The organism is Gottfriedia sp. S16(2024), assembly GCF_050473765.1.
Lineage (GTDB): Bacteria > Bacillota > Bacilli > Bacillales > Bacillaceae_G > Gottfriedia.
In genome coordinates, this window is record NZ_JBFLUO010000001.1 from 2,322,195 (window position 1) to 2,345,708 (window position 23,514).

25 protein-coding genes are annotated in these 23,514 nt (G+C 32.1%); 19 read left to right on the forward strand and 6 right to left on the reverse strand.

The window, feature by feature from the left end; all coding sequences use genetic code 11:
* The first annotated feature begins 10 nt into the window (after positions 1-10).
* Positions 11-1,105, forward strand: a complete 1,095-nt coding sequence (locus AB1282_RS10805) for a tartrate dehydrogenase (protein ID WP_056471674.1) — start codon at positions 11-13, stop codon at positions 1,103-1,105.
* 79 nt (positions 1,106-1,184) lie between these two features.
* Here the strand turns inward: AB1282_RS10805 and AB1282_RS10810 are convergent, their stop codons facing one another.
* Positions 1,185-2,543, reverse strand: a complete 1,359-nt coding sequence (locus AB1282_RS10810) for a sigma-54 interaction domain-containing protein (protein WP_390312470.1) — start codon at positions 2,541-2,543, stop codon at positions 1,185-1,187.
* A gap of 138 nt (positions 2,544-2,681) precedes the next feature.
* On the opposite strand from AB1282_RS10810, the gene AB1282_RS10815 reads away from it, so the two are divergent.
* From AB1282_RS10815 to AB1282_RS10825, 3 genes are read left to right on the forward strand one after another with little or no spacing between them, the layout of a single operon-like run.
* Positions 2,682-2,870, forward strand: a complete 189-nt coding sequence (locus AB1282_RS10815) for a DUF3311 domain-containing protein (protein WP_056471680.1) — start codon at positions 2,682-2,684, stop codon at positions 2,868-2,870.
* Positions 2,867-4,342, forward strand: coding sequence for a sodium:solute symporter family protein (locus AB1282_RS10820; RefSeq protein ID WP_056471683.1), 1,476 nt, complete (start codon positions 2,867-2,869; stop codon positions 4,340-4,342). The genes AB1282_RS10815 and AB1282_RS10820 overlap by 4 nt, the downstream gene beginning before the upstream one ends.
* Positions 4,343-4,347: 5 nt before the next feature.
* Positions 4,348-4,944 (forward strand): GDSL-type esterase/lipase family protein, encoded by a 597-nt coding sequence (locus AB1282_RS10825; protein ID WP_056471685.1) that lies wholly within the window; start codon positions 4,348-4,350, stop codon positions 4,942-4,944.
* 188 nt (positions 4,945-5,132) lie between these two features.
* Here the strand turns inward: AB1282_RS10825 and AB1282_RS10830 are convergent, their stop codons facing one another.
* Complete coding sequence (locus AB1282_RS10830; RefSeq protein ID WP_056471688.1) at positions 5,133-5,375, reverse strand: DUF2584 family protein; 243 nt, start codon at positions 5,373-5,375, stop codon at positions 5,133-5,135.
* Positions 5,376-5,513: 138 nt separating this feature from the next.
* On the opposite strand from AB1282_RS10830, the gene AB1282_RS10835 reads away from it, so the two are divergent.
* The 5 genes from AB1282_RS10835 to AB1282_RS10855 all read left to right on the forward strand — a co-directional run bounded on the left by AB1282_RS10835 (position 5,514) and on the right by AB1282_RS10855 (position 9,017).
* The gene (locus tag AB1282_RS10835) at positions 5,514-6,419 is read left to right on the forward strand and encodes a phosphotransferase enzyme family protein (RefSeq protein WP_056471690.1); all 906 of its coding nucleotides are present in this window, start codon (positions 5,514-5,516) and stop codon (positions 6,417-6,419) included.
* 165 nt (positions 6,420-6,584) lie between these two features.
* A complete protein-coding gene (locus AB1282_RS10840; RefSeq protein ID WP_056471692.1) occupies positions 6,585-6,779 on the forward strand; it encodes a hypothetical protein in 195 nt (64 codons plus the stop codon).
* 442 nt (positions 6,780-7,221) lie between these two features.
* Positions 7,222-7,617 carry a hypothetical protein gene (locus AB1282_RS10845; RefSeq protein WP_056471695.1) on the forward strand — a complete coding sequence of 132 codons (396 nt, stop codon included), beginning with the start codon at positions 7,222-7,224 and terminating at the stop codon, positions 7,615-7,617.
* Between the two features lie 42 nt (positions 7,618-7,659).
* Positions 7,660-8,127 (forward strand): flavodoxin, encoded by a 468-nt coding sequence (locus AB1282_RS10850; protein ID WP_429899074.1) that lies wholly within the window; start codon positions 7,660-7,662, stop codon positions 8,125-8,127.
* Positions 8,124-9,017: a WD40/YVTN/BNR-like repeat-containing protein gene (locus tag AB1282_RS10855; RefSeq protein WP_056471702.1), complete on the forward strand. Its 894-nt coding sequence runs from the start codon at positions 8,124-8,126 to the stop codon at positions 9,015-9,017. Before AB1282_RS10850 ends, AB1282_RS10855 begins: the two co-directional genes overlap by 4 nt.
* A gap of 221 nt (positions 9,018-9,238) precedes the next feature.
* Here AB1282_RS10855 and AB1282_RS10860 read toward each other — a convergent pair whose 3' ends face one another.
* Positions 9,239-10,000, reverse strand: a complete 762-nt coding sequence (locus tag AB1282_RS10860; protein ID WP_056471706.1) for a DeoR/GlpR family DNA-binding transcription regulator — start codon at positions 9,998-10,000, stop codon at positions 9,239-9,241.
* A 219-nt stretch (positions 10,001-10,219) separates the two neighbouring features.
* Here AB1282_RS10860 and AB1282_RS10865 point away from each other — a divergent pair, with 219 nt between their 5' ends.
* Genes AB1282_RS10865 through pbfA form a run of 6 tightly spaced genes read left to right on the forward strand, consistent with a single transcriptional unit; the run spans position 10,220 to position 16,894 of the window.
* Entirely contained in the window at positions 10,220-10,972 is a 753-nt protein-coding gene (locus AB1282_RS10865; RefSeq protein ID WP_056471709.1) for an ABC transporter ATP-binding protein, read from the forward strand.
* A complete protein-coding gene (locus tag AB1282_RS10870; protein WP_429899075.1) occupies positions 10,965-12,590 on the forward strand; it encodes an ABC transporter permease subunit in 1,626 nt (541 codons plus the stop codon). The genes AB1282_RS10865 and AB1282_RS10870 overlap by 8 nt, the downstream gene beginning before the upstream one ends.
* A 40-nt stretch (positions 12,591-12,630) precedes the next feature.
* The gene (locus AB1282_RS10875) at positions 12,631-13,623 is read left to right on the forward strand and encodes an ABC transporter substrate-binding protein (RefSeq protein ID WP_429899076.1); all 993 of its coding nucleotides are present in this window, start codon (positions 12,631-12,633) and stop codon (positions 13,621-13,623) included.
* Between the two features lie 21 nt (positions 13,624-13,644).
* Positions 13,645-14,739 carry a 2-aminoethylphosphonate--pyruvate transaminase gene (locus AB1282_RS10880; protein ID WP_056471718.1) on the forward strand — a complete coding sequence of 365 codons (1,095 nt, stop codon included), beginning with the start codon at positions 13,645-13,647 and terminating at the stop codon, positions 14,737-14,739.
* Positions 14,736-15,548: a phosphonoacetaldehyde hydrolase gene (gene phnX, locus AB1282_RS10885; RefSeq protein ID WP_429899077.1), complete on the forward strand. Its 813-nt coding sequence runs from the start codon at positions 14,736-14,738 to the stop codon at positions 15,546-15,548. The genes AB1282_RS10880 and phnX overlap by 4 nt, the downstream gene beginning before the upstream one ends.
* Positions 15,542-16,894 carry a (R)-1-hydroxy-2-aminoethylphosphonate ammonia-lyase gene (gene pbfA / locus AB1282_RS10890; RefSeq protein ID WP_429899078.1) on the forward strand — a complete coding sequence of 451 codons (1,353 nt, stop codon included), beginning with the start codon at positions 15,542-15,544 and terminating at the stop codon, positions 16,892-16,894. Before phnX ends, pbfA begins: the two co-directional genes overlap by 7 nt.
* 375 nt (positions 16,895-17,269) lie before the next feature.
* Here pbfA and AB1282_RS10895 read toward each other — a convergent pair whose 3' ends face one another.
* Both AB1282_RS10895 and AB1282_RS10900 read right to left on the reverse strand, forming a co-directional pair.
* Positions 17,270-17,704: an SRPBCC domain-containing protein gene (locus AB1282_RS10895; RefSeq protein WP_429899079.1), complete on the reverse strand. Its 435-nt coding sequence runs from the start codon at positions 17,702-17,704 to the stop codon at positions 17,270-17,272.
* A 207-nt stretch (positions 17,705-17,911) separates the two neighbouring features.
* Positions 17,912-19,483: a catalase gene (locus AB1282_RS10900; RefSeq protein ID WP_429899080.1), complete on the reverse strand. Its 1,572-nt coding sequence runs from the start codon at positions 19,481-19,483 to the stop codon at positions 17,912-17,914.
* Between the two features lie 187 nt (positions 19,484-19,670).
* Here AB1282_RS10900 and AB1282_RS10905 point away from each other — a divergent pair, with 187 nt between their 5' ends.
* A complete protein-coding gene (locus AB1282_RS10905; RefSeq protein ID WP_056471730.1) occupies positions 19,671-20,198 on the forward strand; it encodes an SH3 domain-containing protein in 528 nt (175 codons plus the stop codon).
* Between the two features lie 148 nt (positions 20,199-20,346).
* On the opposite strand, the gene AB1282_RS10910 is transcribed toward AB1282_RS10905, so the two are convergent.
* Complete coding sequence (locus tag AB1282_RS10910; protein WP_056472096.1) at positions 20,347-20,868, reverse strand: cupin domain-containing protein; 522 nt, start codon at positions 20,866-20,868, stop codon at positions 20,347-20,349.
* Positions 20,869-21,084: 216 nt separating this feature from the next.
* On the opposite strand from AB1282_RS10910, the gene AB1282_RS10915 reads away from it, so the two are divergent.
* The 3 genes from AB1282_RS10915 to AB1282_RS10925 all read left to right on the forward strand — a co-directional run bounded on the left by AB1282_RS10915 (position 21,085) and on the right by AB1282_RS10925 (position 23,326).
* Positions 21,085-21,537 carry a hypothetical protein gene (locus tag AB1282_RS10915; RefSeq protein ID WP_056471733.1) on the forward strand — a complete coding sequence of 151 codons (453 nt, stop codon included), beginning with the start codon at positions 21,085-21,087 and terminating at the stop codon, positions 21,535-21,537.
* A 179-nt stretch (positions 21,538-21,716) separates the two neighbouring features.
* Complete coding sequence (locus AB1282_RS10920; protein ID WP_056471735.1) at positions 21,717-22,436, forward strand: YebC/PmpR family DNA-binding transcriptional regulator; 720 nt, start codon at positions 21,717-21,719, stop codon at positions 22,434-22,436.
* A gap of 344 nt (positions 22,437-22,780) precedes the next feature.
* Positions 22,781-23,326: a hypothetical protein gene (locus AB1282_RS10925; protein WP_429899081.1), complete on the forward strand. Its 546-nt coding sequence runs from the start codon at positions 22,781-22,783 to the stop codon at positions 23,324-23,326.
* Positions 23,327-23,514: the final 188 nt, after the last annotated feature.

The following is a 23,514-nucleotide window of genomic DNA, read 5'->3' on the forward strand; positions in this document are numbered from 1 at the left end:
GAAATCTGATATGAAAATTCATAAAATAGCAGTTATTCCAGGGGATGGAATAGGTCCAGAAGTGATTAATGAAGGTGTGAAAGTATTAAATAAAATTGCTAGTTTCGATGATTCATTTAAATTCGAATTTACATCTTTTCCTTGGGGATGTGAATACTATGCTCAATTCGGAAAAATGATGGATGATGATGGAATTGAAAGATTAAAAGAGTTTGAAGCAATTTATTTAGGAGCTGTCGGATTTCCTGGTGTACCTGATCATGTCTCATTGTGGGACTTGTTATTAAAAATTCGTAAAAGCTTTGATCAATACGTAAATATACGTCCTGTAACCCTATTAAAAGGAGCACCGTGTCCTCTAAGTAATATGGTAACCGAAGACATTAATATGTTATTTATCCGAGAGAATACAGAAGGCGAATATGCAGGAGCAGGTGATTGGCTATATAAAGGAAAAGAACATGAAGTAGTTTTACAAAATAGTGTTTTCTCACGCAAAGGTACTGAGCGCATTATACGTTATGCATTTGAAGTAGCCCTTAAACAAGGAAAAACATTAACAAGTATTAGTAAAGGTAATGCTTTAAACTATTCTATGGTATTTTGGGATCAAATATTTGAAGAAGTGAGCAAAGAATATCCTTCAGTAAAAACATACTCTTATCTTGTTGATGCAGCTGCTATGCTTATGATTAAAGACCCGAAACGGTTTGAAGTAGTAGTGACTTCTAATTTATTTGGTGATATTTTAACAGATTTAGGTGCAGCCATCGCAGGAGGTTTGGGTCTTGCAGCTGGAGCAAACATAAATCCCGAGAGAGAATATCCTTCAATGTTTGAACCGATTCATGGTTCAGCACCAGATATATCAGGAAAACAGATTTCTAATCCACTCGCAGCAATTTGGTCAGCTAGCCAATTGCTTGATTATTTAGGGTATGAACAGTATGGTAAGGTAATTCTTACTGCAATTGAGGAATTATTAATTGAAAAAAAATTCTTAACGCCTGATTTAGGTGGATCATCGTCAACATCAGAAGTAGGGAGTTATATCGTCGAATTGGTAGCTTCAAAACTGAATGTTTTACAGACTCAAAAAAATTAATTAGTCGTATTGGCTTCCAATAATAAAAAGGGAAATACTACAGAAGTATCTCCCTTTTAATTTAATCTTTCAAAGTCTACTAGACCTTACAATACTTTTGGATTAATTTGTTCGCTTTTGTTTGACTTAAACCAAGATCCTTTGCAACTTTACGAGAGCTTTTATGAATCTTGTAAGATTCGATAATCATTTTTTTCTCAGTTTCTTCTAAAATATTTTCTAATGAATTTTCTTCTTGGATTGTGATTTTACAATCATCAGGAATTAATTGTGATGGCAAGTCAGATAATCGGATGACAGATTCGCTAGTAATAACGAGTCTTTCAATAATATTTTCAAGTTGCCTAATATTACCTGGCCATTGAAAGGCTTCAAAAGTATTTTTTACATTTGATGAAAACGACCGGTTAACTTTGTATTTATGATTGAACTCAGTTAAGAAATGATTAGCTAATAAGGAAATATCTTTTTTTCTGTTTCTAAGTGGCGGAATTTGAATATCAATTACATTTAATCGGTAAAATAAATCTTCTCTAAACTGTTTTGATTTTACCATTTCCAAAAGATTACGGTTCGTTGCCGTTATTATACGAACGTCTGCTTTTTTTAATTCTCTGCCTCCTACTGAAAAAAAGCTACGATCTTGTAATACTTGGAGTAGTTTCGCTTGAAATTTTAAGGAAATTTCACCGATTTCGTCTAAAAAAATTGTTCCTTCATTTGCCGTTTCGAGTAAGCCGATTTTTCCATTCTTTAAGGCTCCAGTAAATGCACCAGTAGCATAACCGAATAGCTCAGATTCCAATAGGTCTTCAGGGATTGCAGCACAATTAATGGCAAGAAAAGGACCGTTTTTCCGATTACTTAAATCATGAATATATTTCGCTAGCACACCTTTTCCAGTTCCAGATTCACCTTGAATTAAAATATTTGTATCAACGGGAGCAACCTTTTTACAAAAATCAATGATATTTGTCATTTCATCATCAATTGTTAAAAATCCATTTGAATTAAATTGTTCTCTCGAATCAACCATTTCATGAATGTTATTATGAATAATAGATATATAGTTTTTTTCACGAGATGTAATGAAAATGAAATCCAATTTTTTATTAATCGGATTGAATATTGGAATGGCAGTTGTGACTAATTCCTTACCAGTATGTGTGGTTTGGTTAATTGTGACGGTATTATTTTTCTCTAAAACAATTGGAATGATGGATGGGGTCCAATACCCTTTTTCCAAAAAAATATCATTATGTTTTCCTATAATTTCGTTTTGACGTAGACCATAATGTTGTTCACACATTTTATTAACATAAATGATTTCAAGATTTCGGTTTAAAATATAAATTTCATCAGAAGAATAATTTAAAATGTTTAACAACACTTCTTTATCGAATTCTAGTATTTCTGAAAGATTAGAATAACTGTTCATAATGTATGCTCCTTTTTAAGCGCTTACAATAAGAGGCTAATATTTTACTATTTTATAAAACGAGTTTAACATAAGTCTACGAATTATTAACAGAATTTTGTAAAAAATCAACCGATTGAGAGGTAAGGGGGAAATAGAATGAAATATTTTGCAATTTTTTTAACTATCTTTGCTTTCATAGGATCATTAACTATTGTGAATCGGGTGGAGCCTTACATATTAGGATTACCGTTTATTGTATTTTGGTCAGCGAGTTGGTTAGTCATTACATCTGTCTGCCTTTTTATTAGTAATGCAATTTTAGAGAAGCAGGAGGAAAATCAATGAGCATTCTATTAATTGGAATTACGTTTCTGTTAGCACTTTTTTTAGGTATACGTGCCCAAAGAGGAAGAGAAATGAAATTGGAATCATGGGTAGTGGGAGATCGAAATTTTGGTAGTATTATTATGTTTGTCCTAATGGCTGGTGAAATGTTTACAACTTTTATATTCCTAGGTGCTAGTAGTGCCTCCTATTCAATGGGGGGACCAGTAATCTATATTTTCTGTGCTGTTACTTATATTATTCCATTTTGGATTTTACCTCATATTTGGCGTTATGCGAAAAAACATAATTTATTAACTCAACCAGATTTCTTTGTTAAAAAATATAATAGTAAATCTTTAGGACTGATCGTTGCAATAGTTGGAGTAGTTTCCATTATTCCATATATGGTACTTCAACTAAATGGTATAAAAATTATTGTATCTGAAGCTTCATACGGAGCTATTTCTCCAAATTTAGCAGTATGGATTGGTGTAATTGTTGTGACAATCTTTGTTTATATCTCAGGAATTCATGGTTCAGCATTCACTGCTATATTAAAAGATATTTTGATGCTCATAACGATTTTGTTTTTAGGGATCTATTTACCTTTCCATTATTATGGTGGTGTAGAACCGATGTTTAGAACGTTAGATGCTGCTAAGCCTGGTTTCCTATTACTACCTAAGGCTGGCTATAGTATTTCTTGGTATGTGTCAGTTTGTTTAATTATTGCGCTCGGTCAATATATGTGGCCACATGTTTTCGGTGCGAGTTTATCATCAAAAGATTCAAAAACATTACGTAAAAATGCAGCACTAATACCTCTTTATCAAATTCTGATGGTTTTTATTCTTTTTATTGGCTTTACTGCACTTTTACAAATGCCACATATTCCAGGAGGACGAACTGATTTAGTTTTATTCGAAATTGCTAAAGCGACACTTCCACCTTGGTTTATTGGTGTAATTGGTTCAGCTGGTCTACTTGCAGCGTTAGTTCCTAGTTCGTTGTTATTATTAACGGCTTCAACATTACTTTCTAAAAATATTTATAAAGTAATAAAACCTGATACAAGTGAAGCGAAATTAGCGGGACTTACAAGAATCTTAGTTCCGATCATAGCTTTAATAGCATTAGTCTTTACGTTCTATGGTGGTAAGACAATGCTTTCTCTTTTATTGATGGCATATAGTTTTGTCTTACAATTGTTCCCTGCATTAATTGTTACGTTTTTAAAACGTAATCCGGTTACAAAAATTGGAGCAGTAGCAGGGATACTATCTGGACTTACTACAGTTGCATACGTAACAATAAAAAATACAACATTTGGGACATTATTCCCACATGCACCTCAATTTTTAAAAGATTTTGATTCAGGATTTATTGCATTTACGATTAATATCATCTTTATGTTTGGAGTTAGTGGAATTGTTTACTTAGTAAAAATAAGACCAAGAGTAGGTCAAAAAGCTATAAAAGAACAATGGTGAGAAAGATGAAAATTGTATGTATAGGTGATAGTCTTACAGAGGGTTTAGGAATATCAAAAGTTGATGCATGGCCAACTATCCTTCAAAACGAATTATCAGTCGAGATTATTAATAAAGGAATTTCAGGTGATACAAGTACTGGAATGTTGTCACGATTTTACCATGATGTCGTATTAAACAATCCATCACATGTTATTATTTGTGCAGGTGGGAATGATTTGTGGTGGGAAGTTGAAATAAAATATATACTTTCAAATATTTATTCGATGGTAAAGCAAGCAATTCACAATGGAATTCAACCTATTGTAGCAATCCATCCACCAATTCACATAGATCTTATCAATCATGAAGAAGTATGGGAACCGATTTCTGGTTTTGAAACATTCGTGTTGAAGGCACAAGAGCTAGCCAATCGAATCGAGCAAATGGTAAAAGTAAATCAATTTAAACTTATTGATTTTCGAATTCCATTTCAACATCACCAGAATCTAAAATCAAAGTTTTTTGAAGGCACTGATGGAGTACATCCAAACGAATTTGGACATAATGCATTAGCAAAACAAGCATATCAAACGATTATACAGTTAAATAATGATTATTAATAAGGTTTCAAATGAACGGATAGCGAATTAAAGCTATCCGTTTATTTGAACCTACAAAATAATGTACATATTTGCGCAAACTACAATCTTTTTCTTAGCTGTTAATTCAAATTTTTTTTATTTTTACTAAAAAAAGGACTGTATTTTTGACAGTCGTTTTAGGTTCTAATATAAGTAGTGGTGTCTTTTTAATTAACTGTATCAATTGCTTTTAGTTCATAAAGCATATATGTATTGTTATTTCTCCATTCGATTTTCTCAATAACAGCTACTCCAAAAGGTTTTTCATCACTCTTTCGGGTGACGTTGATTGGTGTGTCAATGGGATATAAATGGTATCCGTTTTGCTCTAGCGTGAATAGATTGTTTTCGTGTCTAACGGCGTGATCGTTCGTTACAATTAACCAATTAAATTCAAATGGCATACTCATATTTTGAAAACTCCTTAAATTGAATAGTAGAATATTTTATATAGAAAAGATTAAACACTTAAAAATATCTTAATATATTTTTGTTCTGAACACAAAAATGGGATTGTATAAAATTTTATAAGATAGTAGGGACTTTTAATGAAAAGGAAGCAAAGTAATCAAGTTCGGTTAGGCGGAGGGCTTCAAAATGATGTATTTTATGATAAAGACTATAATAGGGTGGTTAGGCAGTCTAAATTAGGAAAAACAAAAGAAATGGTGTTACAGGAAATTGATTTTATAAATTTTTTACATATGCAAGGAGTAAATGTCCCAAGAGCGGATCGTAATTTAAGAGAAGAAGATGGAAGAGTCATAACTTATTTTGAGTATATTGATGGCGAACAAATTGATGTGACAAACCCTAACCATTGGAATAAACACCTGTTTGAACAATGGGGTAAAAAATTGGGGAAGATACATTCTTTAGCCAAGAAGTATAAATTAAGTGAAGTTCATCGTCCTATCTGGTCACCGAATCGTATTGATGTTTTTGGCATTAGAGATCAGTTAGTTCCTAATATGAAAGGGATTTATGATAAACACATGGAAAAGCTCTCAGAATTTAGTGTGACATCCGATACATTTGGAATGATTCATAATGATTTTCATCAAGGGAATATAATTTTAGTCGGTAATACTCTCTTTTCGATTGATTTTGATGATTGTGCATTTAATTGGTTCGCACAGGATATTGCTACAGCTTTTTATCATGCGTATTGGCAACAGAACTCTTTTAATAAAATAAGTGATCAGTTTATTGAGACATTTATGGTGAACTTCTTTAAAGGATATAAACTAGAAAACTTTCTTCATAATGACATAGTAAAACAAATCCCGATTTTTCTTAAATTGAGAGAAATATTTTTGCACCATTTATTTGTCCACATATGGGATATGAATCGATTAGAAGAGTGGCAAAAATATACACTTATTGATTTAGAAAATAAGATTAAAAATGATGTGCCATATGCAGATATTATAGATTTTTCGATTTATCAATAATGGAAGCCATAGGATAGCTCTAGTTATAATAACCTAGCTATCCTTTTAATTTTTTTAAACTTTTACATATACTCATAAACGTATGGTCATTGATTCGTTAATTCGACTATATAATAAAACAAACAGTATTTTTTGTAGTTGCTTTATTGAAAGGGGCTGATGTTTATGCGAAGAAATAAGAATGCGGCTCTTATTGTTATTTTATGGTTATGTATGGTGCTTTTTATAGTTATAAATGCAATACGTCATATTCGAGTATATATGGTTTACAGTTCAGGCTTAATGCCTTTTATTGTTTGTGGAATGATTATTTTTGCGATTATTATCCTTTATGTAAGGGGTTCGAATCAGCGAAGATAAAGTGTTTTATTGAAGCCATTATGTCAATTTAGTAAAGTAATTGAGACAGTATATGGTTGCATTTTAAAAATTCCGTTCTTATTCTCATATGTATAAGAGTGCTGCGACGCGCGTTTTTTAGTATGCTGTTTAATAACTATGAGTCTTGCCAATTAGGCAAGGCTCTTTTTTTGTTGGGGATGAAGATTTTATGTCACTAAAAAAATACCGGAAAGGGAAGCATTTGCCCTTAAAATCATTTTGGATACGCTCGTTTTCTCTTGTAAATACAGATTTATAAATCAGTCATAAAGAAAAAGAATTAAAAATATAATTGACACTGATAATCATTATCATATAAAATTACAATTGAAAATGATTATCAATATCAAACAATGATTGATTCTCTTATTAAAAATAAATAATCAGGATGGGTATGAAAGAGCCATTAAGGAGGCAGTTGATGGATAAACATTTCATTATTTTAGAGTCATTTCATCAGCAAGTAACATGTTGTTGTCCAGGTCAAAAGCATCAACACGTAATTGAATTTAGTGAGGGCGATTTATGGACGATGACTAGTGAGAGAAAATATGTTGATTGCTTAGGATGGCATTATTTAGTTGATAACAACAATGATTTTGAATTTTACTTGCATGTTGAAGACATACAAAGCTTATACGAAAGTGGTGTACTTTGTTCCATCTGGGATATAGATCTTAAAATAAATCATTTGAATTTTAAAATTAACGAAGCACTTGATGTGAATGATCGAGAGTCATTTCTTACAATTGCAAATGAATTACGTAGTTTAAAAGAATTAAAGAACAAATTCTTCACAAATAAAGATGCTGTTTAAATAATGGTCATAAATAAAACGCATGGAAGAGGAGAGAGCAGAATGGCTAAAATTTTAATCGCTTTTGCAAGTATGTCAGGTAACACAGAGGAAATAGCTGAGTTAATTAAATCAAGTATAGATACAATGGGCCATGATATAGAGATGAAAGATATTGAAAATATCAATACCCAGAAATTATTAGAATTTGATGGAATCATACTAGGGGCTTATACGTGGGGAGACGGAGAGCTTCCATATGAAGTTGAAGATTTTTACGATGACATTGAAACCTTAAATTTAACTGGTAAAAAAGCTGCTGTATTTGGATCGGGCGATCATGCTTATCCTAAGTTTTGCGCTGCAGTAGATCTATTAGAAGAGAGATTAAAAGAATGTGGTGCTGAAATAATAGAGGAAGGATTAAAAGTAGAATTAGCACCGGAAACGGAAGAAGACATTGATCGTTGTGTTACATTTGCAATTAACTATATTAGCCAGTTTGAAGATCAATTTGAGGGAACTGTATGAATAACATGTTCAGTTCTACAGCAGTAACAAGAACTGAAAATGGTAGTACGATTATAGCTACTGTAAATAATGGAATGATCATCGATTATGATGGAAACAGGACTTACAACTTTCCATTAATAAAAAATCAAATTCGTGATCTGAAAAGTGTAGGACGAATTGTATATGGTGTTGGAGATAACGGGCTGTTTATTAAGAGTCTAAATGAAGGTAAAGACTGGATCATCAAGCAGTTTCCTACAAAAGCAAGTATATGGAGTGTATGTTGTAATTCGAACGGACTGGTCGTAGCACATGGAGATAAAGTAATTTACATATCAACAAACTTTGGTGAAACTTGGAAAATCATTTCTCCATTTAAAGTAAGTAAACCACCATCCATACGCTCTTTATGCTTACATGGCAGTATGTTATTTATTGGTACAAAAATTCATCCAACTGATGGTGGAATTTGGATGTTAGACTTACGCACATATAAATTCATAAGAGTGAAAGCGGAGTCTGATAAAATGATTTCATCGATGCTAGTAAATAATGGACTATTCGTTACAGTCAGTGGTTCATGTAGGGGAAGAGATGGAGTTGTAGAATACTTACCGATCAAAAGTCTATACAAAGAAAATTGTCGTTGGAATCAATGCTACAGTACAAAAAGCAATGGAAGTTATTTAGATATTAGTGCGCATAATGGAATCGTGTACACAACCTCCAGTCAAAATGATTCAGGCTATAGCACCGTTTCAAGGGTATACTTAGAAAATCAATTAATTGTTCCATGCGATTACGTAAAAGGTCATGGCTGGAGAATCTGCAATGAAAATGAAAATTACATCGTAGCTGGACAATATGAAACTAGATTTTTTGAAAAAGATTCTAAGAGAGTATGTTGAAAAAGGTAGAATATGGGGGTTCCATTAGTCACAGAGGCTGACAGATGGAGGCCCTTTTTTATTTGAACAGTATTAAGATCTGAAGGTTGTTAATATATGTAACTGTGGGTATCTTAGCGGTGTTAGTCATTTGGAATTAGCGGGTTTGGTTTTCAACACTACTTATCGTATAAATGAAAGTAGGAGGGTTCTCTTAAAACTGAGAACCTTCCTGCTTTTATTTATTCTGCAATTACCAGATTTGTATTTGTCTTATTAAATTTAGAAATAAAACTTTTATTTATATGAGAATCCGTAATGATATAATCAATTTTTTCAAGCGGTGCTATATGAACAGTGACGTTCTTCCCAAATTTTGTGCTGTCAGCTGCTACATAATTAAGGTTGGATAACTCAATTATTTTCTTCCTTGTAATAGCCTCTTCTAAATTATAATCGGAAATTCCTTTTTCAATTGTAATTCCACTCGCACATATAAACGTCTTTAGAATATTTAATTCATTAAAATTAAATAAGTAATCGTACGTAACAACCGATTGTTCATTTCGTCTAATTTTACCACCGATTATGATCAATTCAATTGAGCTATTCATTAGCTCATTGATGATTGGGATCGAATTCGTAACGACTGTTAAATTCTTTTTATCTTTAATATATTTTGCAATTTGGAGTGTAGTAGAGCCGCTATCTAAATAGATACAATCTCCATCTTCAATATGTTCAGTGCATTTCTTTGCAATCTTTTCTTTTTCCTCTAAGTGACTTACCATTCTTTCTTCCATTGATGATTCAAAAAACTTCGACTCAGCTATTTTCGCACCACCATATATTTTCTCTATTTTACCTTGTTTTTCAAGTAGATTTAAATCTCTTCGTAAAGTATCAGTAGATATATTTAGAGCTTCAGTTAGCTCAGTTATTTTTAAAACATTATTTGTTTTTAATAAATCGATTATTTTATTTTGTCTTTCAAGTGGAAACATAACCTCACCCATTCAGTATTTATTAAGACTTGCTTTCAGTTTAATGAAACGAATGCAGATTATCAATAGTAGTAATGCAAATGTTTGGTTAATTAAATGTAAAAATGTGCATAAGTTATGCAAAAGTTACTGATAATTTACATATTATTTACTTAAAATGCTAATTGAATTTACATATGAATTTTATACTAAGGTTGTACTTAAGGGGGGGAACACGGCTTGCTGAAACTACAAAACATTAGCAAACAGTTTGATAAAAAAGTCGTATTAACAGATATAAATCTTGAAATTAAAACTGGAGAAATCGTCTCATTATTAGGACCAAGTGGAAGTGGTAAAACTACTTTATTAAATTTAATTCTCGGTCTAACGCAAATGGATCAAGGTCAAATAATATTCAATGATGTAGATATTACAAAAACACCAATGAAAAATAGAGGATTCAATATTGTTTTCCAAGATTATGCACTTTTTCCTAACTTGAATTCATATGAAAACATTGTTTATGGATTAAGAAATAAGAAAGGTCTTGTATCGGATCAAGAATTAAAGGAATATATTGACTTCTTAGAATTAAAACCCCATTTAAATAAGAAAATAGGAGAGCTATCTGGAGGGCAGAAACAAAGAGTTGCACTTGCTAGAACGTTAGTAACGAAGCCAAAAATTTTATTATTAGATGAACCGTTAAGTGCACTAGATGGTGTCATAAAAGAATCAATTAAAGAGCGAATTAAATCGATCGCAAGAGAATTTAAATTAACTACGATTATCGTTACACATGATCCAGAAGAAGCTTTAACTTTATCAGATAAAATTTTAATTATCAATGAAGGTGAAATTTCACAATTTGGAACGCCAAGTGAAATCATAAACCAACCAAGTAATCAATTTGTTGAAGAGTTTATATTAAAGCAGCTTCAAATTAAGAGACATAATATTTACAACTTATTTGGTGAGAAATATGCATAAAGTTAAACCGGAAATGCGAGTTATTTATTTAGCAATATTACTATTATTTGTCTCATTTCTATTACTACCATTAATCATATTATTTTATCGCTCGTTCGAAACGGATCATGGTTTTGGGATAAATAACTATTTAACAATCTTGTCAGACAAAACGTTAATACAAGCAATTGGAAATAGTATAAAGGTTTCTACAATTACAGCTTGTATTAGTACAGTCTTAGCCTTTATTCTGGCATATTCAATTAACTGTACGAAAATGATTCAACCTTTAAAAGGATTTATGAAAATCGTTATTCTCATACCAATGTTGCTTCCAACGATCACTTATGGATTTGCGATCATTTATTCGTTTGGTCAACAAGGTTTAATAACAAAACTACTAGGAAAAAACCTATTTGAAATTTATGGGTTTAATGGATTGCTAATTGGATACGTCATTTATACATTACCAGCGGCATTCCTATTAATTAATAATTCTTTTAAATATATTGATAAGAAATTTATGGTTGTTTCTGAACTGATGGGTGACGGTCCATTTAGAAGCTTCAAAAATACAATTATTCGCCCATTACTTGGAACGCTTGGTGGAGCTTTTGTTCTTTCCTTTATTTTAAGCTTTACAGATTACGGTATTCCAGCTTCAGTAGGTGGTACATATTACGTTGTAGCTACGCAGTTATATCAAGTTATGCTTGGATCAATTCCTAATTTTAATAATGGTGCAGTTATTGCAGTATTAATGCTAGTTCCAGCTGTATTTGGCGTTTTATTACTAAACTATCTTGAAAAATTCAATTTTCATTACGACAAGTTTACAAACGTTGAAATGCTTTCCAACAAAGTACGAGATATTTGTTTCGGGATCATTTCTACAATCATTTTAGTTGGAATCCTGTCAGTATTTGCAGTAATGTTCATCATTCCATTTTTTATTAGTTATCCATTTAAATTAACTTTTACGATACAACATTTCGTAGATGCTTTTCAATCTAGTGATTTATTTGGAGTTTATAAAAACTCGCTATATGTTTCAGTTGTAACAGCAATACTAGGAACTCTTGTTGCATATAGTTCGGCACTATTAAATGTGCGAACAGCTATAAAAAGTAAATCTAAGTTAGTTATTGATTTAATTTCGATGCTAACAAATACTGTTCCAGGAATGGTTTTAGGTTTATCGTATTTACTATTTTTCAATAATAGTAGTTTAAAAGGAACATTTGCAATAATCATTCTTTGCAATATCGTTCACTTCTTTACTACACCGTATTTATTAGCGAAAAACTCATTATCAAAAATGAATCCTGGTTGGGAGACTACTGGAGAATTAATGGGGGATTCATGGTTTAAAACAATTTACAGAGTTGTTTTACCAAACTCTAAATCAACAGTATTTGAAATGATTAGTTACTATTTTATCAATTCAATGGTAACGGTGAGTGGGATTATTTTCTTAATAACAGCAGAAACTTCATTGGTTGCAAGCAAAATTAAAGAGCTTCAGCATTTCCAAAAATACGATGAAATATTTGTATTATCTCTATTAATCTTTTTCACGAATTTAATCGTTAAATTGATCTGTGACTACTTCCAACGAAAAAGTGTTATTCAGGGATAATCAATCATTTATAAAAAATAAAAATAAGTGGGGTTATTTTATGTTTAAGAAATTTAAAGGAATTATGTTGTCGTTGTTAGCCTTATGTTTAGTTTTTTCATTAACTGCATGTAATAGTTCAAAAACAAATGCCTCAGGAAAAGTTGTTATTTATACGAATGGTGATGAAGAAGCCATTACATCAATGGAAATTGCATTAAAGAAAGCAGGTTATGAAGGAAAGTATGTGTTCCAAACATTTGGTACTTCTGAATTAGGTGGAAAACTAATGGCAGAAGGAGACAAAATCGAAGCGAACTTAGTAACCATGAGTTCATATTTCTTAGATAGTGCTCAAGAAAAACACAATATGTTTGATGATTTAACGTTTAAAACAAATTCACTTGAGAAATATCCTTCATTCTATACACCAATTTTAGCTAATACAGGATCAATCTTTGTAAATACAAAAGTAATGAAAGAAAAAGGCTTACCAATGCCAACTTCAATTAAAGATTTAGCAAAACCGGAATTTAAAGGCTTAGTATCAATGCCAAATATTATGGATTCTTCAACTGGATGGTTATTAATTCAAGCAATTATTACTCAGTATGGAGAAGTAGAAGGTAAAACAATTTTACATGATTTAATCACAAACTGTGGTCCACATTTAGAGAGCTCAGGTTCAGGTCCAATTAAGAAAGTAGAAGTTGGTGAGGTTGCAGCGGGTATTGGATTACGTCATCAAGCAGTATTAGATAAAAAATCAGGATTACCAATTGACTATGTAGATCCAACAGAAGGAAACTTCTCACTTACTGAATCAGTTGCAGTTGTTAAAAAAGATAAGAAATCAAATGAATTAGCGATGAAAATGGCGGAAGTAATTATTAAAGATGCTCGTAAAGATTTAATCAAAAATTACCCAGTTGCTTTATACAAAGGTGAAACTGTTAGCGACGAGCATAAACCAGCTCATTCTATGAAATTTAGCCAACCATTAACAGTTAAATTATTAGAAGAGCACCAACAGTTCTTTAATGCAGCAAAATAATTACCAAGGGGATGAAAGACTATGAAAAACTATAAATTACTAACACCAGGTCCATTAACAACTACAAGTACGGTCAAAGAAGAAATGCTCTTTGACCGATGTACTTGGGATCAAGATTATAAAGACATTACTCAAAAAATTAGAACTCAACTTTTAGAGTTAGCAAATGCATCAGAAGAAGAATATACAGTTGTTTTAATGCAAGGTAGTGGTACGTTTGCAGTTGAATCAGTTATTAGTTCAACTATCTCGAAAAATGACAAAGTATTGATTGTAACGAACGGAGCTTATGGTGAACGAATTGTAAAAATGGCTAAGTATATTGGACTTAATTTCGTTCAATATAGCATTGCATATGATGAACTACCTAAAGAAGAAGAGTTAAGGGACATTATTGAAAAAGATCAAACCATTACTCACATCGTAATGGTTCATTGCGAAACAACAACTGGTATTTTAAATCCAATTGAAATGGTGGCCGAACTTTCAAAAGAATATAGTAAGACGCTTATTATTGATGCGATGAGTAGCTTTGGTGGTATTGAAATTGACGTACAACAACTGGAAATTGATTACTTAATTAGTAGTGCGAATAAATGTATTCAAGGTGTACCAGGATTTGGGTTTGTTATAGCAAAACTAGATAAGCTTGTTCAATGTGAGGGAGTCGCTCGAAGTTTATCTTTAGATTTATTCGATCAATGGAAGGAAATGGACAAGGATGGAAAATGGAGATTCACTTCTCCGACACATGTTGTTGCAGCATTTTCAAAAGCGATTGATGAATTAATTGAAGAAGGTGGCATTTCTGCTAGATTTGCTCGTTATCAAAATAATAACAGCTTGTTAAGAAAAAGACTGAAAGAAGTTGGCATTCATGCTTATATTACAGAGGAAAACCAATCACCAATTATTACTACCTTCTTATTTCCAAGTGAACAGTTTAGCTTTGAAAAATTCTATTACTTCATAAAGGAAAAAGGATATGTTATCTATCCTGGTAAACTAACTGATGCTGATACATTCCGTGTAGGAAATATTGGAGAAATTTATGAAGAAGACATCCAAAGTTTATGTAATATTATCGAAGAATATATGGGAGTGGTGACAAAATGAATAAAGTTGAAGGAATCATTTTAGATTGGGCAGGAACAACAGTAGATTTCGGATGTTTTGCACCAGTAAATGTGTTTATCGATATTTTTAAAAATGCAGGAATTGAAGTAACGATGGAAGAAGCACGAGCACCAATGGGGATGTTAAAAATCGATCATATTCGTGAAATGCTTTCAATGCCTAGAATTTCTAATCTTTGGATCGAGAAATATGAGAGACCATTCAATGAACAAGATGTGAATATACTTTATGCAAACTTTGAGCCAGCTCTAATGGCTTCACTATCTGATTATGCAGATCCGATTCCTGGAGTCGTCGAAGTAGTACAGGAATTAAGGAATAAAGGTCTTAAAATAGGTTCAACAACTGGTTACACAAATAAAATGATGGATGTAGTCGTTCCAAATGCTGAGACGAAAGGCTATTATCCAGACTTCTATATTACACCTGACGAAACAAATTCATTTGGTCGACCTTACCCTTATATGATTTACCGAAACATGGAAGCATTAAAGCTAACTGCTCCATGGAAAGTTGTGAAAGTAGGCGATACAATTTCGGATATTAAAGAAGGGATTAATGCAGGTGTTTGGTCTGTCGGCGTCATTATCGGAAGTTCAGAAATGGGACTTAGTTTAGAAGAGTTTAATAGCTTAACAGATAGTGAGAAAGAAGCGATTATTTCAAAAACTGAACAATCATTTAGAGAAAATGGAGCAGACTTCACAATTAAATCGATGAGTGAATTACCTATGTTAATTGAAAAAATTAATAATTTAATTGTAGGTGGTAAGAAAGTAACATGTTAAGCACTCATTTGAAAAGAGAAGGTGACATTAACTTAAGCCCTCTTCGCACGGAATGGATGGACCAATTAAATCAAATTAGTAGAGAAGTCATTCAAGAGGATGAGAGGGTATTTGTAAGACAATCAATGTCTACGCCCTGTCTTAATGGGATAGTCGACGCTATAGGAAGTTATCTAATTGATGTGAATGGGAAGAAATATTTAGACTTTCATGGAAATAGTTCACATCAAGTTGGCTATAAAAATCCATATGTAGTTGAAGCAATCAAAAGGCAAGTTGATGAACTCCCATTTATTCCAAGAAGATTTACATCTGAGATTGTCATTAAGGCAGCTAACTCATTAGTTAATAAAACAACATCAAAAGATTACAAGGTTCTATATACTCCATCTGGAAGTGCAGCTGTCGGATTAGCTCTTAAAATTGCGCGAAAGGTGACTGGGCGTCATAAAGTCATTTCGATGTGGGAATCATTCCATGGTGCTGGATTAGATGCGATTGCAGTTGGAGGGGAATATGTTTTTAAAAAGGATATAGGTCCTCTTATGCCCGGTACATTAAAAGCAATTCCCTTTAATGGATATCGTAATCTATTAAAAAGTGACTCACATGAAGACGTAGCAAATTTTTGCTTAGACCATATTGAATATATGATTGAGCATGAAGGAGAAATTGGAGCAATCTTATTAGAACCAATTCGGGCAACTGATACACATATCCCTCCAAAGTCTTATTTTAAGAGATTAAGAGAAATATGTGATCGACATGGCATCCTATTAATATTTGATGAAGTACCGACAGCCTTAATGAGAAGTGGAGCATTTTATGTTCATCAAAACTTTGAAATCGAGCCTGACATTTTAGTTCTTGGAAAAGGATTAGGTGGAGCAGTTATACCTCAAGCGGCTGTACTAACTCGCACAAAATACGATGTTGCCGAAGAAATATCGCTTGGACATTATACTCATGAGAAACCAGCATTAGGCTGTGCAGCGATTTGTTCAACAATTGAGTATATAGATGACTACAAGTTGGAAGAGAATTGTCGAGTACAATCCGGATTCGTAAAAACTAAGCTAGTTCAACTTTATGAACAGTATGAACAGATTGGAGATATTCGAGTTGCCGGATTGTTAATCTCTATTGAGTTAGTCAAGTCTCGTGATACAAAGGAAAAAAACGATGAATTAGCCGAAAAAATTCTATATTTCTGTTTAAATAATGGGCTTTCATTTAAGCTATCCGGAGGCAATTGCATCACTTGGCATCCACCTTTAATTGTTACAAAAAGTGAACTAGAGTTTGCAGTTGGACTTCTTGAAGAAGGCTTGAAAAAATTTAGTTAAATTGTATAAGTGTAGCTAATATTCTTCTTAAGAGTTTTAGCTACACTTTTTAATTAAAAAACAAAAAAGAGTAGAGACTATTAAAGTCTGAGTATCGTAAATAAATTCTGGCGCTGCAAATAAGTTTAATAGAGCTGCAAATAACGTGTCCAACGGTGCAAATAAATGGTGAAATGATTCAAATAAACAGCGAACTGCAATTAAAATACGAGAATCGCAAATAAAATTGGAGAAACTTCAATTAAAAATGTAAGCTGAAATACCTCCACTACGTATTTCAACTTACATTCTATTTACAATTAAAAAGGGGGCACCCAAGAGTTAGTTAACCTAACTGATGAGATCCCCCCCATAGAATACCGTATTACTTTAAAATTATTTCACTAATCCGCCTCTTAACTTAGTTACACCAAATTCTAAATAACATTTTAAACAGCTAAGCATGAATACCCAGCCTTCTTTATTATCGATTAAATGATGAACATATTCTGGGTTGCTTTCACTAAAGCCTTCTTCCACCACTTCAATAATAGTGTTATCTTGATCCTGTTCATTTAATGTAATCGTTACGATATTTCCTTCTTCTGTAGGTCCCCAAGCAAACACAATCTTCTTATTTTCTACTACCTCGATGATCTTTATTTTGCCTTCTGCATTGTAAAGATCATATTTTAAAGTAATGACTTTTCCTTCTTCCCATCTTTCAGAGCTAGAAGAAAACCAAAAGTTACCTATTTTAGTTGGATCAACAAATGCCTCGAATATGTCTTTTGCTGGTTTGAAAATATTAAACGTAGTTACATTATTCATTTAAGTATCAGCTCACTTTCAAATAGTTTCATATGTATCATCATTGTCCTTACAAACTTATTTTAAACTGTTATCTTTTAATTGTGAATATTAAGTCTTAATATTCAGATAATAACCTTTTAACTATTTCTAATATTTTGTTCGTATTTTTGATAATAAACTAATATGCTAAAAAGGATAGGCGACTGCCTATCCCAATTTATACTTTTAATATCGATCCGATTCATGTCCCATATTTTTGGCTTTGTCAGACGCTGCATCAGCTGCTTCAGTACTAGTGTGTTCAGTTCGATTACGATTCGCTTTTTCTAAACCTTCGCGCACTCTGCGTCCGTATTCTTCATCAGCTTTTGTAAAATAACCGACCATCGCTTCTTGAATATGAGGCTTACATACTTTTAGTGCATTTACTAAATTTGAAATTAGTTCACTTTTTTCAGTTTCGTCGAAAGCACGGTAAGTATTACCAGCTTGGATAAAGTCGTTAGGTCGATCTATTTTTTGTCGTACTAACTTATTATTGTACGCAGGTTCATGATCTTTTCCATCCTTTGGTGCTTCTTTTAATCCACCTAGTGATGAAGGTTCATAGTTTACATGTGGGTTTTGACCTGGCGCTGCGTCAACTTTATATTCCATTTGTCCATCACGTTGATTTGTTGCTACATGATTTTTTGGTGAATTAACTGGTAGTTGTAAGTAATTTGTTCCAACTCGATATCGTTGTGTATCTGAGTACGAAAAAGTACGACCTTGAAGTAATTTATCATCTGAAAAATCAAGTCCATCAACTATTACACCAGTCCCAAATGCAATTTGTTCAACTTCTGCAAAATAGTTTTCTGGATTTTTGTTTAATACCATTTTTCCAACTGGTAAAAAAGGAAACTTTTCTGGATCCCATAGTTTTGTAGGATCAAGTGGATCAAAATCAAGCTCTGGATGCTCATCATCACTCATGATTTGGACACATAATTCCCATTCTGGATAATCGCCTTTCTCAATCGCCTCGTATAGGTCTTGAGTTGCATGATTATAATTTGTAGATTGGATTTCATCTGCTTCATGTTGCGATAGATTTTTTATTCCATGTTTTAGCGGTTCCCAATGGTATTTAATGAGAACTGCCTCGCCATCTTTGTTTACCCACTTATATGTATTAACACCGGACCCTTGCATTTGTCGATAGTTAGCTGGAATTCCCCATGGTGAAAAGAGAAATGTAACCATATGAGTAGATTCTGGCGTTAGATGAAGAAAGTCAAACATTCTTTCAGGATCAGGAAGATTTGTTACTGGATCTGGTTTAAATGAGTGAACCATATCTGGAAATTTTAAAGGATCACGAATAAAAAAGATTTTCAAATTATTACCGACTAAATCCCAATTCCCATCTTCAGTATAAAACTTTGTAGCGAAACCACGTGGGTCACGTAAAGTTTCAGGAGAATGTCCACCACCTACAACTGTGGAAAATCGAACATACACAGGTGTTTTTTTTCCCTTTTCTTGAAATAATTTTGCTCTAGTATACTTAGAAATTGCGTTATCGCCTACTTTTCCATATGCCTCAAAATATCCTTGCGCTCCGGCTCCACGAGCATGCACAACGCGTTCTGGAATTCGTTCACGGTCAAAATGAGATATTTTTTCAAGAAAGTCATAGTTTTCTAAAGTTGTTGGTCCTCGATTACCAACAGTTCTTACATTTTGATTATCAGTTATTGGATGGCCTTGCCGATTCGTCAATATTTCTTCATTGTTCGCTTGATTATCCATAATTGCCTCCATTCATACAAATACAAAATTTAGAATGTCCATAAAATTGGAAGCATATGCAAATTTTTCCTGTTAGATGTAACCGATCATTATAATTGAAAAGTTTACAATTTGGATACATCTCATGACTAATTTTGAAACATTAATTCAATATTATTGAGATGTAAAGCGAGAGGAGGAATTTATAATGAAGAAAAAATTATTAAAAGCTTTTGTATCAACGATGGCCTTATCCGGTGCATTATTATTTTCAAATGGTGTAGTAGCACAGCCGACAAATGTTAGTGCAGCGGTTTTAAATGCTCCGATTAGTGTATATGAGGTAACTGCAAGTGTATTAAACGTACGAAGTGCTCCAAATACAAGTTCAAAAGTAGTAGACACTTTAAGAAAGAAAGATCAAATTGAGATTGTAAAATACTATAATGCTAGCTGGGCACAAATTAAAACAACAACTACTAAAAATGGTATAGCTTATGTAAGTACTAAATACTTACAAAAAGTACCAACTACTGTTACAACAAAATCTAATTTAAATTTACGTAGCGGTCCTAGTACAAAAAATAAAATTCTTACGGTAATTCCTAAAGGTGCAAAAGTCAGCTTCCTTGGCTATCAAACTGAAGGGAAAACTCAAATTGATTATAATTGGGCAATTGTTTCTTACAATGGTAAAAAAGGATTCGTGAGTACTAGTTATTTAAATATGAAATAACCAGAAATAGCTAGAACCAACAATTAAAATCAAAATGACGATATCGTAACAATACGATTAAAAAAGATTACCTTAACTCTGAGTTAGTTGTTTCCCTATTCCCCCAAAAAAAGAAAGTGAGCTTTTAGCTCACTTTCTTTATTTAGACCTAATAAGGAAGAACCTTATAAGCTAATTTATTAATAATCTCTTTATGTTCAGGGTATTTATTATGTAATTGCTCTTGAGTAAATAATTCAAAGTCTTTAAAATCAAATCCAGGTGAAACCATGCAGCCAACTAAGGAAAAAGTATTTTCTTCCATAACTGATGAACCGAAAATTGAATTTTTAGGTACTAAATATTGAGGCACTTCTCCACTTTCTAAATTAAGTCCTAATTTTATTTCTTCGTATTGACCATTCTCATGAATAACATGAATCGTTAATGAACTGCCTGCATGGAAATACCATAATTCGTCAGACTTTAATCTGTGAAAATGAGAAATATCATGTGATTGTAGCAAAAAATATATACTAGTATAAAGTAATCTATGATCATCATAATTTACGGTTAATTCACGATCAGATATTTGCTCCTTTGATTGATAGGTAGATTTGTAATATCCCCCTTCTGGATGTGCTTCTAGTTCAAGTTTAGAGATCCAATATTCTGGATTATTGTTAAACATTATATCAATCCTTTCTTTTACTTCTCCCACCATATTACCTTAATTTTTGTTATTTCTATGATAAATATGTTGAAAATTATCTTATTTTAATAAAGTGAATAGTATAAATTAATTGATGGAACATTCACGAAAAGTACAGAATTTTCCCAATATACAATTTAATAGAAATAGATTACATTAAACTTAATAAATGAAAAAATATGGAGCGGAAGTTCGATGTTTAAAAAAGGGATCATATATTTAGTGGCAATCTTTACGATTTCGATCATTATTAACCAAACTATTTTGTCTAAAGATGAAAAACCGGAAGTTAAATTTGAGTTAGCAGATAAAACAATCCCTTATAAAATAGCAAATTATTCGTGGGGAAAATTATTAGATAAAGATAAAGTAACAAATGGTACATATAAAAATCTTAAAGAAGAAGTAGCTATTCCAGCATTCGAAGGAGAGCTTCTAAAGATTTATTTTTCGGAACAACCCGAAAATGTGGAAATATTAGAGCGTAGTGGGACTAAAAAAACATATATTTATGACCATAATTTAGATAATTACGGAAGTTACTCTTTCCAACTTGGATCTAAAAAAGGGGAAAGAATATATGAAGTAAAAGGTATTTGGAAGGGGAATAATTATTTTACTTATTTGATAAAAGTAAAGGTTATATAAAAATTAGGGCATTACTTCAAAATAAGAAGTAATGTTTTTTTATTTCCACTAATTTTTAGTTACGATTAATTTCGAAAAAAAGTGTAAATGAGGTATAATATTAAATGGTAAATGTTTGGCGAAAGTCAAATACATAGTAAATTAATCGTAGATTTAAAGTTGAAAGAGAGTGGAACAAGATGGGTCGTAAATGGAACAATATTAAAGAGAAGAAAGCTTCAAAAGATGCAAATACTAGTCGTATTTATGCAAAGTTTGGACGTGAAATATATGTAGCAGCGAAGCAAGGTGAGCCGGATCCAGAATCAAACCAAGCTTTAAAAGTTGTACTAGAGCGTGCGAAAACTTATAGTGTACCAAAGCATATTGTTGATCGTGCGATTGAAAAAGCAAAAGGTGGTTCTGAAGAAAGTTTTGATGAACTTCGTTACGAAGGTTTCGGACCAAATGGATCAATGGTAATTGTTGATGCGCTTACTAATAATGTAAACCGTACAGCTGCAGAGGTTCGTGCTGCATTTAGCAAAAACGGTGGTAACCTTGGGGTAACAGGTTCAGTATCATATATGTTCGATGCAACGGCTGTAATTGGACTTGAAGGTAAAACTTCTGATGAAGTGCTTGAAATCTTAATGGAAGCGGATGTTGATGTTCGCGATATTTTAGAAGAAGATGATGCTGTTATTGTTTATGCTGATCAAGATCAATTCTATGCAATTCAAGAAGCGTTTAAAAACGTAGGTATTACTGAGTTTACAGTAGCTGAATTAACAATGTTAGCGCAAAGTGATGTAACTCTTCCAGAAGATGGTCTTGCAAAGTTCGAAAAAATGTTAGACGTTCTTGAAGATATAGAAGATGTTCAACGAGTTTACCACAATGTGGACTTAGGTGAATAGAAGCTTAAAATGTTGATATAACAACATTTCTGCTGAGTTAACTCACCTAAAGTTGAGCATATTTTTGTTTAATTAATCATAATCAATTGAGATAAACTATAGCAAAGCTTTTTTCTAATGAAAAGGAGCATCGTTCAATTACGAGTAGCTAAGTAAAAATCAACCCGATTTTTACAGCCATGATTAAAGGTTTGAAAAAGAAAGATATATTATAACAACTTAAATAAACGGAACTTTCATTAATTTGGGAGTTCCGTATTTTTTTTGTTTAGCTATCCTGACAGGAAATTTGCTTCCATTAAAATAATATTAATAATAATAATAATTTTAAAGGAGCTATTGAAATGAATAAATACTTGAAAATTGGCCTGTTGATTGCAGGTTTGATTGCTGTTTCATTTGCATCTTGGAAAGTAGTTAAAATTATTGCTTTCAAAAAGGAATATCATGTTGTAAATGTAAAATTTGATGCAGAAAAAATTCCTTCAATTACAAAATCAGGAGCAGATATTGCAAGGACACACGATATATTGAATAATTTAACTGGCTGGTTAAATTACCAACAATTTCAAAATCCAAAATCTTCAGCTTGGGAAGATAAAAAAGATGATTTAAATGCTGTATCTACATATTTTGAAAAATTGCTCAGTAAAACAGATAAAAATAGCGACTTATACGATGATTTAAATTTAGCAAACGAACTAATGAAATTAGCAAATGATAAAAAAGACGTAAAAGCTTTATTGTATACTCATCGAATAATGCACGATTTAGACAATAAGCTTAATTACAACCAAGGAAAGATTGTTGTATTCAATAGTGCAAAGGCTGGAAATGGCAATGCAGAAAGAGTTGATAATTACATAGCATATTTGAATAAACATCAATGAGATAGCTTAACGGCTGTCTTTTTTTATGTAGGCTCTGTTAAAGTAGATTGTTGATTATCTTATTCAACAAAATGGCAGATTAGTTTAAGTGAAAAGGTTCACAAATAGGTGCATATTCTAATATACAAAATATTTCTACTTTTATAAATAGGCTTGTACTTTTAGAAAAATTGATTAATAATATTTTT

Bases quoted from the DNA above. Each gene is read 5' to 3' on its own strand.
- AB1282_RS10840 (WP_056471692.1), top strand. From the start codon at position 6,585: ATGCGAAGAAATAAGAATGCGGCTCTTATTGTTATTTTATGGTTATGT.
- AB1282_RS10880 (WP_056471718.1), top strand. From the start codon at position 13,645: ATGAAAAACTATAAATTACTAACACCAGGTCCATTAACAACTACAAGT.
- AB1282_RS10825 (WP_056471685.1), top strand. From the start codon at position 4,348: ATGAAAATTGTATGTATAGGTGATAGTCTTACAGAGGGTTTAGGAATA.
- AB1282_RS10850 (WP_429899074.1), top strand. From the start codon at position 7,660: ATGGCTAAAATTTTAATCGCTTTTGCAAGTATGTCAGGTAACACAGAG.
- phnX (WP_429899077.1), top strand. From the start codon at position 14,736: ATGAATAAAGTTGAAGGAATCATTTTAGATTGGGCAGGAACAACAGTA.
- AB1282_RS10845 (WP_056471695.1), top strand. From the start codon at position 7,222: ATGGATAAACATTTCATTATTTTAGAGTCATTTCATCAGCAAGTAACA.
- AB1282_RS10910 (WP_056472096.1), bottom strand. From the start codon at position 20,868: ATGTTTAACAATAATCCAGAATATTGGATCTCTAAACTTGAACTAGAA.
- AB1282_RS10900 (WP_429899080.1), bottom strand. From the start codon at position 19,483: ATGGATAATCAAGCGAACAATGAAGAAATATTGACGAATCGGCAAGGC.
- AB1282_RS10855 (WP_056471702.1), top strand. From the start codon at position 8,124: ATGAATAACATGTTCAGTTCTACAGCAGTAACAAGAACTGAAAATGGT.
- AB1282_RS10915 (WP_056471733.1), top strand. From the start codon at position 21,085: ATGTTTAAAAAAGGGATCATATATTTAGTGGCAATCTTTACGATTTCG.
- AB1282_RS10820 (WP_056471683.1), top strand. From the start codon at position 2,867: ATGAGCATTCTATTAATTGGAATTACGTTTCTGTTAGCACTTTTTTTA.
- AB1282_RS10815 (WP_056471680.1), top strand. From the start codon at position 2,682: ATGAAATATTTTGCAATTTTTTTAACTATCTTTGCTTTCATAGGATCA.
- AB1282_RS10925 (WP_429899081.1), top strand. From the start codon at position 22,781: ATGAATAAATACTTGAAAATTGGCCTGTTGATTGCAGGTTTGATTGCT.
- AB1282_RS10830 (WP_056471688.1), bottom strand. From the start codon at position 5,375: ATGAGTATGCCATTTGAATTTAATTGGTTAATTGTAACGAACGATCAC.
- AB1282_RS10905 (WP_056471730.1), top strand. From the start codon at position 19,671: ATGAAGAAAAAATTATTAAAAGCTTTTGTATCAACGATGGCCTTATCC.
- AB1282_RS10870 (WP_429899075.1), top strand. From the start codon at position 10,965: ATGCATAAAGTTAAACCGGAAATGCGAGTTATTTATTTAGCAATATTA.
- AB1282_RS10860 (WP_056471706.1), bottom strand. From the start codon at position 10,000: ATGTTTCCACTTGAAAGACAAAATAAAATAATCGATTTATTAAAAACA.
- AB1282_RS10805 (WP_056471674.1), top strand. From the start codon at position 11: ATGAAAATTCATAAAATAGCAGTTATTCCAGGGGATGGAATAGGTCCA.
- AB1282_RS10810 (WP_390312470.1), bottom strand. From the start codon at position 2,543: ATGAACAGTTATTCTAATCTTTCAGAAATACTAGAATTCGATAAAGAA.
- AB1282_RS10875 (WP_429899076.1), top strand. From the start codon at position 12,631: ATGTTTAAGAAATTTAAAGGAATTATGTTGTCGTTGTTAGCCTTATGT.
- AB1282_RS10895 (WP_429899079.1), bottom strand. From the start codon at position 17,704: ATGAATAATGTAACTACGTTTAATATTTTCAAACCAGCAAAAGACATA.
- AB1282_RS10835 (WP_056471690.1), top strand. From the start codon at position 5,514: ATGAAAAGGAAGCAAAGTAATCAAGTTCGGTTAGGCGGAGGGCTTCAA.
- pbfA (WP_429899078.1), top strand. From the start codon at position 15,542: ATGTTAAGCACTCATTTGAAAAGAGAAGGTGACATTAACTTAAGCCCT.
- AB1282_RS10920 (WP_056471735.1), top strand. From the start codon at position 21,717: ATGGGTCGTAAATGGAACAATATTAAAGAGAAGAAAGCTTCAAAAGAT.